This is a genomic window from Planctomycetia bacterium (assembly GCA_021413845.1).
Lineage (GTDB): Bacteria > Planctomycetota > Planctomycetia > Pirellulales > PNKZ01 > PNKZ01.
Window position 1 is genome coordinate 1 of the sequence record JAIOPP010000125.1, and the last position, 9765, is coordinate 9765.

7 protein-coding genes and 1 tRNA gene are annotated in these 9765 nt (G+C 63.6%); 5 read left to right on the top strand and 3 right to left on the bottom strand.

Annotated elements, in window-relative coordinates; translation table 11 throughout:
• The first annotated feature begins 503 nt into the window (after positions 1–503).
• Positions 504–1532, top strand: coding sequence for a TIGR00730 family Rossman fold protein (locus tag K8U03_22050; GenBank protein MCE9607580.1), 1029 nt, complete (start codon positions 504–506; stop codon positions 1530–1532).
• 113 nt (positions 1533–1645) lie between these two features.
• On the opposite strand, the gene hemG is transcribed toward K8U03_22050, so the two are convergent.
• Positions 1646–2830, bottom strand: a complete 1185-nt coding sequence (gene hemG / locus K8U03_22055) for a protoporphyrinogen oxidase (protein ID MCE9607581.1) — start codon at positions 2828–2830, stop codon at positions 1646–1648.
• Positions 2831–2841: 11 nt separating this feature from the next.
• Complete coding sequence (hemE, locus tag K8U03_22060; protein ID MCE9607582.1) at positions 2842–4842, bottom strand: uroporphyrinogen decarboxylase; 2001 nt, start codon at positions 4840–4842, stop codon at positions 2842–2844.
• Between the two features lie 190 nt (positions 4843–5032).
• Between hemE and K8U03_22065 the strand changes: the two genes are divergently transcribed.
• The 4 genes from K8U03_22065 (at position 5033) to K8U03_22080 (ending at position 9065) form a co-directional block, all read left to right on the top strand.
• Positions 5033–6226 (top strand): hypothetical protein, encoded by a 1194-nt coding sequence (locus tag K8U03_22065; GenBank protein ID MCE9607583.1) that lies wholly within the window; start codon positions 5033–5035, stop codon positions 6224–6226.
• A 125-nt stretch (positions 6227–6351) separates the two neighbouring features.
• Positions 6352–6720, top strand: coding sequence for a hypothetical protein (locus K8U03_22070; protein ID MCE9607584.1), 369 nt, complete (start codon positions 6352–6354; stop codon positions 6718–6720).
• Positions 6721–6808: 88 nt separating this feature from the next.
• Positions 6809–8845, top strand: a complete 2037-nt coding sequence (locus K8U03_22075) for a serine/threonine protein kinase (GenBank protein MCE9607585.1) — start codon at positions 6809–6811, stop codon at positions 8843–8845.
• Positions 8846–8992: 147 nt separating this feature from the next.
• Positions 8993–9065, top strand: a tRNA-Glu gene (locus K8U03_22080).
• Here K8U03_22080 and K8U03_22085 read toward each other — a convergent pair.
• Positions 9028–9657 carry a site-specific integrase gene (locus K8U03_22085; GenBank protein ID MCE9607586.1) on the bottom strand — a complete coding sequence of 210 codons (630 nt, stop codon included), beginning with the start codon at positions 9655–9657 and terminating at the stop codon, positions 9028–9030. The genes K8U03_22080 and K8U03_22085 overlap by 38 nt on opposite strands.
• Positions 9658–9765 lie beyond the last annotated feature (108 nt).

The following is a 9765-nucleotide window of genomic DNA, read 5'->3' on the forward strand; positions in this document are numbered from 1 at the left end:
GATCCGCAGCGCGGCGGAGCGAACCGTCGCAGGCTTGTGGCGCCGCTGCGGCGAACTCGTCACCCGCTTCCAAGAATCCGAATGCCGAAACTACTTCCGAAACTCAGGATACCGCTACAATTAATTGCAATGCGCTCTAGTTGCGTTGCGTGTAGCATCGCCGCCAGATAGAGCTTGCGGAAAAGCAAGCTCGGCAGTGGTCGCACGGAAAGTCGCGTGAAAACAATGCCCTCTCCCTGAGGTCGGCTCTCCGCTATTTCGCATGAATCTCACCTGTTTCGAAGAAACCCGGCCCGGCGAGGTCGGGTTTTTTTATGCGCTCGTGAATAAAATAAGGATGTAGCCCCCAAGAGCAGCATCTCGCCCCCTCTGCATGTCCGACCAGTTAAGGAACGCCCGTGAGCGACGACCCGGAACTCGACCCACACGATTACTACTCCGCCGATAAGCACTTCAACGACGATCTCAGTCCGCCCGTCGAGCGGACGCAGCCTTCGCCCGAGATGCCCGGGGGCCCGGCTCCGAAGAACCGGATCGAAGCGGTCGGCGGCAACGAACGGACGGCCGATCTCATCGCGCAGCTCCGTGAAACGGTCGACAAGCTCGAGCGCGACCACGCCAGCCGCGGCGACTTGAAGCTCATCAACCGCACCGTGCGCGAGTTGCGTTACGCGTTCAAGGTGTTCGCGCCGTATCGACGCATTCGCAAGGTCACGGTGTTCGGCTCGGCGCGGACGCGCGAGACCGACCCGGCCTACCAGCAAGCGGTCGCGTTCGGCAAAGCGATCGCCGAGCGGAAGTGGATGGTCGTCACCGGCGCCGCCAGCGGCATCATGGAAGCCGGCCACGTCGGCGCGGGCCGCGCCAGTTCGATGGGCATCAACATCATGCTCCCGTTCGAGCAAGGCTCCAACCCGATCATCTCGGGCGACGAAAAGCTCGTGCACATGAAATACTTCTTCACGCGCAAGCTGATGTTCGTGAAGGAGTGCGACGCGCTCTGCTGCTTGCCCGGCGGATTCGGCACGCTCGACGAAGCGTTCGAGGTGATCACACTGTTGCAAACCGGCAAGCGCGACATGGTGCCGATCGTATTCCTCGATGCCCCCGGCGGCCGTTACTGGCACGATCTGCTTTCCTACGTGCGGGCCCGGCTGCTCGACGCGCGGATGATCTCGCCGGAAGATCTCTCGCTCTTCAAAGTCACGGAGAGCGCCGAGGAAGCGGTGAACGAGATCACGAACTTTTTCTGCACGTACCATAGCATGCGCTACGTTCGCGAGCGGCTCGTCTTCCGTTTGCAGCATGCTCCGAGTCCGGAGCAATTGGCCGAGATCAATACGAAGTTCGCCGACATCATCACCGGCGGCACATTCGAATTGCTGCTCGAACCGCTCCCCGAAGAGCGCGACGAAGTCGACTTGTTGAAATTGCCGCGGCTCATGTTCCGCTTCAACCGCCGCAGCCTCGGCCGGCTCCGGCAACTGATCGACTTCTTGAACTCGAAGTGCCCGCCCGAAGCACGGACGTAAAGTTGTAGGCACGTTCTCAACGCTCCATTCAATAGCCGCAGATGCATATCTGCGGCCAAGCCGCGCTCGTAGCGCGAAGCCCCAAGTGGCGGACGGCACGTGGAACGTGCCTGCTACTTAAGCATGCGCTCGGCGGCTTCGCGCCCCGTGCGGATGCATTGCGGCACGCCGACGCCGCGCAACGCGTTGCCCGCTAGCGCGAGCCCCTCGTAGCGCGCGGCGAGCGCTTCGAGCTGCGCTACGAGTGCCACATGGCCGAGGTGATACTGCGGCATCGCTCCGTGCCAGCGGCGCACTTGAAACAGCTGCGGCTCGCCCCGCGCGCCGATCAACTCGCCGAGCTCCCGGCCGACGATCGCGCGAATCTCGTCGTCGGTTCGTGCGACGAGATCGGGCCGCAGCGCGCCGCCGAGGAAAGTGCGGATCAGCACGCACCCTTCCGGCGCACGGCCGGGGAACTTCCGGCTGCTGAAGCTCGCCGCCAAGATGTCGCGCCGTTCGATGTCGGGCACCACGAAGCCGAAGCAATCGAGCGGATCCGTGATTTGGTCGAGCTTGTAACCGGAGAGCGCGATCGTCGACCCGGCATACGGAATCTTCGCGAAGCCGGCGGCGAGTTCCGCATCGACCGAGCCGAGCAGCTTCGCCGCGGTCGGCGCTCCGACGGCCATGATCACGCCGTTGAACGTTTCGCTCTGCCGGCCGCCTCCGAGCGTGATGCGCCATGCACGCCCCGCATGCTCCAAGCGTTCGACCGGCGAATCGAGTCGTATCCAACTCGCCGGCAACTTGGCGATGAGCGCTTCGACGAGCCGGCCCATCCCTTCGCGCGGCGCGGTGAAAAGCCCGTAGCGTGCGCCGGCCGACTGATCCGGCGACGCGCCGACGTTCCCCACGCCGGGCTGCGTCGAAGCTTCTTCTCCGGCGGCTGCGTGTGATTGCATGAGCGTCGCCGCCGGCGCAGGCGTGAGCAATTGAAACCCGGCCGGCACCGGCACGAGCTTGCCGTTCGATACGACCATCGCGCGGCGCCGCGCGGCGTCCGTCGGAATCAGTTCATCGGCGATGCCGAGCTCGCGGCAGAGCTCCATCCCCCACGGCACGTTCGTCACGAAGCTGTCGGCCGATTGCTCGATGAGGTAGCCGTCGGCACGCACCGTCTGCAAGATGCCGCCGAGCTTAGCCGAGGCCTCGAACAGCGCGACTTCCGCGGCCGGCTCGAGCGTCGACAGTCGATGCGCCGCGGCGAGGCCCGTGATGCCGCCGCCGATGATCGCGATCCGACGACGAATAGCCATGCCGCACGCGCCTATTTTTTCCACGCATGCACGGCGTCGACGCACGCCAGCACGTTATCGACCGGCGTCTGCGGCACGATGCCGTGCCCGAGATTGAAGATGTGTCCCGGCCGGCTGCCGGCCTGCTCGAGCACTTCCCGCGTTCGCGCTCGCACGATCTCCGGCGTCGACAACAACACCAGCGGATCGAGATTCCCTTGCACGGCCCGATCGTGCCCGACGCTCTCCCAAGCCGCGTCCAAGCGCGTGCGCCAATCGATGCCGATCACGGCACCGCCGGCCTCGGCGATATCGGGCAAGAGAATCGGATTGCCCGCACCGAAGTGAATCAGCGGCGTGCCGGGCGTCAGACCGTCGACGATCTGTTTCACATACGGCAACACGTAGCGCCGATAATCGTCCGGCCCGAGGCAACCGACCCAGCTATCGAACAACTGCACGGCCTGCGCTCCGCCGGCGATCTGGCCGTTGAGGTAGAGCGTGACGCTGCGGGCGAGCTTCGTCATCAGCTCGTGCCACGCCGTCGGCTCGCGATACATGAAGCCTTTCGTATGCGCGTACTGTCGACTTCCTCCCCCTTCGATCAAGTAGCTCGCCAACGTAAACGGCGCGCCTGCGAAACCGATCACCGGAATATGTCCCGGCAGCGCGGCGCGGGTCATCGTCACCGTATCGACGACGAACTGCAACGTCTCGAGCGACGTGATCTCGTCGAAGCGTTCGACGTCGCGGGCTTCGCGAATCGGGTTGTGGATGATCGGCCCTTCGCCGTGTGCGAATTCGAGATCGGCTCCCATCGGCTCGAGCATCGGCAGCAAGTCGGAGAAGATGATCGCCGCATCGACCCCGAGCCGCGTGACCGCCGTGACCATTACCTCGGCGCAGAGTGCGGGATTCTTACAGAGTTCGAGGAACGTCGTCTTCGCGCGCACCTCGCGATACTCGGGCATGTACCGGCCCGCTTGGCGCATGAGCCACACGGGCGTCACGTCGCACGGCTCGCGCCGACAAGCTTTCATAAACGGCGTGTCGTACCACGGGGCCGACTTATCCGACCCGGCTCGCAAGGCAAACGCCGATTGCAAACCTTGATCTTCGGCGATGCTCTTTTGCGGCGCTCGCCCCGGCGAGGCCGAAGCCGCGGCGGCTTTCAACTTCGGCGAACCTCCGGCTTTGCGCCGTGCGATGAGTTGCGCAGATTGCTCCGCCGCCGCTTGCACGAGGTGCCCCATTTTGCCGTGCGCCGGCTCGACGTCGACTCGAATATCGTTGTCTGCGAGCGACTCGCTGGTCGTCGGGCCGATCGAAGCGACGACGACGCGCTCCAACCCGGATCGCACGGCGTCGCCGATGCCGAGTTGCTCGGCCATGCGCGCGAGGTTCACCACCTGATGGGCCGAGGTGAACATCACGACGTCGAGTTCGCCTGCCGCCAAGCGGCGTAAGTTCGCTTCGAGCGGCTTCGTGTCGAGCGGGAAGTCGTAGCCGTAGACCTTCACCGTGCGCACCGTGGCGCCGCGCGCCTCGAGCCCGGCCGTGAGGCTCACGTTCGGCTTGCCGTATTCCTGCACCCCGACGACTTGATTCGCCACGACGACGCCGGCGTCGATCAGCCCGAGAATCTCGCGCCAGGTATTCGGCTCGGGGGCCTTATGCGTCGGCGTGATCTCCCATTCGCGCAGCACCGCCAGAGGCTTCGGCCCGCGCACGATCGTCGTCACGTCGCTGAGCGCGTTGAGAAACCGAGTCCGATCGACATGCCGCTCGACTTGGGCCAACAGATGCCGCGTGCCGACGCCGGTCATCAGCACCACGACGTCGATCTCGCCGCACATCAGTCGGTTGGCGAAATCGATCGCGTCGGGATTCGATTCCAGCGCCACCTCGCGCAGCGAAGCGGAAACGAACGGCCGACCCCCGAAGCGCTCGATGAACCGGGTCATTTCCTCGGCCCGCCGGCTCTCGAATGCCGCGACTCGCAACCCGCCGAAGTTTGCCGATTCTGCGCTCAAAGCGATACGATCCTCGATCTAGCGTAACGGGAGCCGTCTCCCCTGCGGAAACAGTCATGCTACTCGGCGCAGCGTCGTTAAAAAAGAGGGCTGCCCGAGGGGCGAGGCTCTGTTACGATAAAGTTTCCCACCCGTCGACCCTGTTCGTCGTTCCCTACCACACCCCCACAAGCTCTCACTACGAACCGCTATGTCTGCCGAACACGCCGCCGACGCGACTTCCGCCGCCGATCCCGCGATCTTCGATGAAATGACGAAGGCGATGACCGCCGGCGGCGCCGATGCCGCGCTCGAGCGCTTAGCCGCGCATCTCAAGAGCGCGCATCAGTACCACGACCTGTTCGACGTCCGCTTGATGCAGGCTCGCCTCAAGCACGGCCTGCCGGTCATCTGGTCGAAGACGATGGACGAGCTTCCCGAACCGGGCCGGACGGCCGTCGAAGACGCATCGATCGAGGCTTGCCGTGAAGTCGGCAAGGGGCTGCTCGCCGTCGGCCGCGTGCGCGAAGCGTGGATGTATCTGAGACCGACCGGCGAAAAGGCCGAAGTCGCCGCCGCGCTCGAATCGCTTGTGCGCGAAGACGAAAGCTTGGCCGAAGAAGTGATCGACATCGCGCTCAACGAAGGGGTCGCCCCACGACTCGGCTTCCAACTGATGCTCAACTCCTACGGGCTCTGCAACGCCGTCACGACTTACGACTCGACCATGCAGGGCCGGCCGAAGGGCGATCGGATCTCGGTCGCCGGTTTGCTTGTGGAACATATCCACGACGAGCTCTTGCACAACGTCAAGGAAGACATCAAGCGGCAGCAAGGAACCGCGCCGACGGAAACGACCCTCGCCGATCTCGTGCGCGATCGGCAATGGCTCTTCGAGAACGACAACTACCATACCGACTCGACGCACCTCGCATCGATCGTGCGGTTCGCCGTCGTGTTGGACGACCCGCAATTGCTTCGCCGCGCGATCGACCTTACCGAATACGGCAAGCATCTCGGTGCTTCCTATCAGTTCCCCGGCGACCCTCCGTTCACGGATGCCTATCCGCACCACGCTCTGTTCTTCCACGCGCTCTTAGGGGAGCAAGTCGACGAAGCGACCAAGTTCTTCAAGGCGGAAGCCGAGCAAGCGCTGGAAGATCAAGAGTCGGCCCCGATCGAAGTTTATCTTTCGCTCTTGGCCCGCACCGGTCGGCTGAGCGAAGCGCTCGACGAAACGGCCCGGCTGCAACCGCCGGGCAAGCGCCAAGGGGACCTCGCTCCGACATTGCAGGAACTCGCCCAATCCTCCGGCGACTACACACGGCTCATGAACATCTCCCGCGCCCGCGGCGACCTCCTCGGCTTCGCAGCAGGCCTAACGAACACAAAGCCGGCAAAGTAAGAAAACTCGCTGAGCGCTAGTTTTAGATGAGCATCCTTCAATAGCCCGGGATGCATACCCCGGGGCCTCCCTGCTCAAAACAACCGCGGGGCCTCCCCGCGGCGATCGACCTGAGTCCGTGAACTATGTTCTTCCTCCTCGGGCCGATCGCCGTCCTCGCGTTCTTCGGCGCTTTGGAGATCGTCTCCCGTTTGTTCGGGCTCTCGCTCTCGATCTTCGGCGCACTCGGTGCCGTGCTCCGGCAAACCGACGAGCCCCGTCTGCAACGCCGACAAGCGTTGACGCTGCTGCTGTTCGTCGCCGGTCTCATTGCGTTCGGCGGCGGCGTCTTCTATCTCCTTGCCGGTACCCTCTCGCAAGCGATCTTCACGACGATCGGCATCGGTGCCCTGCTCCTCACTCTGGCCGGCTACATCGGTAGCCGCACGCTGCGGGCCATCGGCCGGAGTGCCCAACGCCTGGCGCAACAAAGCGCCGAGACGGCGAAAAAGTAGCCGGCACGCTGCGCCTGCTCCGTTGTCCACCTTCTGCTGCGTTGCCCACGTTGTAATTCGCCGGCTCGCGACGGATACTGGAAACATCATGGCCGAGACCGTTCGCCCATCCGCCGCCGTCGACGAAGCCGACCTTTCCGGTCGCGTGCTCGGCGATTACAAGCTCTTGCGGCGCTTGGGTCGCGGGGCGATGGCCGAAGTCTATCTCGCCGAACAGCGCAAGCTGCGCCGCCAAGTGGCGCTCAAGGTCTTAAAGATCCATCTCGCCGGCGACGTCACGTATGTGGCCCGCTTCCAAAACGAAGCGATGGCCGCGGCCTCGCTCGTGCATGCCAACATCGTGCAGATCTACGAAGTCGGCCAGGCCGAGGGTCTGCATTACATCGCGCAAGAATACGTGCAGGGAATGAACTTGCGCGAGTGGCTCCGTCGCAACGGCTCGCCCGACGCCAAGCTCGCCGTCGGCGTCATGCGTCAGACCGCCGCCGCGTTGCACAAAGCCGCGCTCGCCGGCATCGTCCACCGCGACATCAAGCCCGAGAACATCATGCTCTCGACGTCGGGCGAGTTGAAGGTCGCCGACTTCGGCCTGGCACGCATCACGCGCGACGACGATACGCTGCATCTCACGCAAGTCGGCGTCACGATGGGGACGCCGCTCTACATGAGCCCGGAGCAAGTCGAAGGGAAACCGCTCGACCCGCGGAGCGACATCTACAGCTTCGGGGTCACTTGCTACCACATGCTGGCCGGAGCGCCGCCGTTTCAAGGCGAGACGGCGCTCTCCGTGGCCGTGCAACATTTGAAGAGCGAGCCGCGCAAGCTCGAAGAGATGCGGCCCGACTTGCCGGTCGCGCTCTGCCGCATCGTGCATCGGATGATGGCGAAGAAGCCGCAAGATCGTTACGCCTCGGCCCGCGAGATGGTGCGCGAGCTCCGCACGCTCCCGATCGCCCAAGACGGCGCCGGCGACGACGTCTCCTGGTCGGCCGAACTCGACCAACAATCGGCCTTGGAAGAAAGCGTCGCGGCGGGCCTGCAATCGGCCACGCGGCAACTCGACACGCTCATGAAGACGCAAGCGATCGTCTTGCGCAAGCGCGATCGCCGCTGGAAGCCGCTCGCCATCGCCGTGCTCGCGGCGTTTCTGCTCGGCGGCGCCGCGGCCGGCGTGCGGGCTTGGCGCGAGCCGCGCATCTTGCGTCCGCTCGATGCGGCCCGAGTGCCGCGGCGCGATTCGGCCGAAGCCCAACTGGCCGCCGCGCTCTGGCCGGGGCCCGACAGCGAAGACCGCCTCAAGAGCGTGCAGTTTTATTTTCCCGAAGATAAGTACCATGTCGCTCGTGCGCGGCAAGAGCTCGCACGGCTCTACTGGCGCGACAATCGACTGGATGAAGCGTCGGCCTTGTTCGACGAATTCGCCGGCATGCTCTCCGAGGAATATCAAGCCTTCGGCCTCGCCGGCCAGAGCCTCGTCTACACGAAGCGGGGCCGATTTCCCGAGGCCGCCGAAGCGATCGGCCGGCTGCAATTGAAAAACGGCTGGCGGTTGCTCGATCCGCGCATGGCGCAAGACATGCAATACTCGATCACGGCGAATCGCCAAGCGCTCGTCGAGAAGAACGCGCTCCCCGCTCCGCCGGCGACGCCGCACAACGAGATTCCGCGACAAGCCTCGGCCGAAGCGCAGTGGAACTTGGCGCGCGTGCAACTCGACGATCAAACTCGCGAAGAATCGTTGTCGAGCGTCGTCGAATACTTTCCGCGCGATGTGGAATACGTGCAACAGGCGAAGCAAGAGCTCGCGCGACTTTACCTCCAGCAGAATCGCTTCAAGCAAGCGGAACCGATCTTCTTGGAGTTCGCGACGGAGACCAACGGCGAGCCGGCGGATCGCGCCTTTGGGCTTGCCGGCCGCGTGATCTTGCAGGTTCGCCAATCCGACCTGCCCGGCGCATCACGGACGTTGAAGGAGCTGACGCCGCTGGCCGAGTTGGTCGATCCGGTTCTCGCGAAATCGCTCGCCGCGGCGATCGGCCCGCTGTTGGAAAAATTCCCGCAGCCGCAAGCCGAGACCTGGCGCGAATGGCAACGCCGCCGCAAACCGGAACAACAAAGCGAATGACGGAAGCGCTAGCGCGCTGCGGCGCTTAGGTTGCGACTTCTAGTTTCCGACTCAGACTTTCTCGTTTCGATCGTCCGGTTTGCGGCGCCGGCCCGTTGACATCCGTTCGGTCGTCAACTAATAATAAAGTCTTCGGCAGAAGTGCATGCCCCTATCGTCTAGAGGCCTAGGACGTCGGGTTCTCAATCCGTTAACCGGGGTTCGAATCCCCGTAGGGGTACTATACATTCGTGCACTAAGTCGCAAGATGCAGAAAACCCCGGAAATCCCGGGGTTTTTTCATGCGCTGACTTAGCAGGTTGCGGCTCGATTCGGGTCGTTTCGGCGCTTTGCTGCACCGTGTTTTGCACCGGCTTCACGGCCTGCCCCGAGGCTTTAGCAAAGTGATCGTCGGTGACTTGTAGGTAGTGCTTTCGAGCAACGGCTTCGCTATTCCCGATCCACGCACAGACGACATGCGCGGGAAAGGACTCCATGAGCTCGGTCTCGCGCGTGCTGCGGAGATTTTGAAAGAGCTTCGGCCACGGTTCGAGACCGGCACGTTCGATGATCCGTTTGAACTGCGTGCCGAGGTTCTGCTTGATCGAGCGATAGCTCATCACGACGAACTCGGCCTTCGGTGCCGCTTGCTCCCAGGCCTCTTGAAGAAATGGCCGGAGCTCGGGGAAGAGCGGAATCATCCGCGACTCTTTGCCTTCGATATGTTCCGTCTTCGGACTCCGCACGCGCACGCGGCTATTCGCCCAATCGACATCGGCCCATCGCAGGCTCAGAGTTTCACTAGAGCGCATCCCAAATTGCCGTAGCGCGATCGGCGGGAGTTGAGTAGGCTAGGCGATCACCGGAGGTGATCGATGATTTACTCGAAGGAATTCCGTCGTCAGATTTTGGCGGCGTGCGACTGCGGACAGGGGACGCAG

Excerpts from the sequence above, each read along its gene's own strand:
- K8U03_22070 (MCE9607584.1), top strand. The coding sequence starts at position 6,352 with ATGTTCTTCCTCCTCGGGCCGATCGCCGTCCTCGCGTTCTTCGGCGCT.
- K8U03_22050 (MCE9607580.1), top strand. The coding sequence starts at position 504 with ATGCCCGGGGGCCCGGCTCCGAAGAACCGGATCGAAGCGGTCGGCGGC.
- hemG (MCE9607581.1), bottom strand. The coding sequence starts at position 2,830 with ATGGCTATTCGTCGTCGGATCGCGATCATCGGCGGCGGCATCACGGGC.
- K8U03_22075 (MCE9607585.1), top strand. The coding sequence starts at position 6,809 with ATGGCCGAGACCGTTCGCCCATCCGCCGCCGTCGACGAAGCCGACCTT.
- K8U03_22065 (MCE9607583.1), top strand. The coding sequence starts at position 5,033 with ATGTCTGCCGAACACGCCGCCGACGCGACTTCCGCCGCCGATCCCGCG.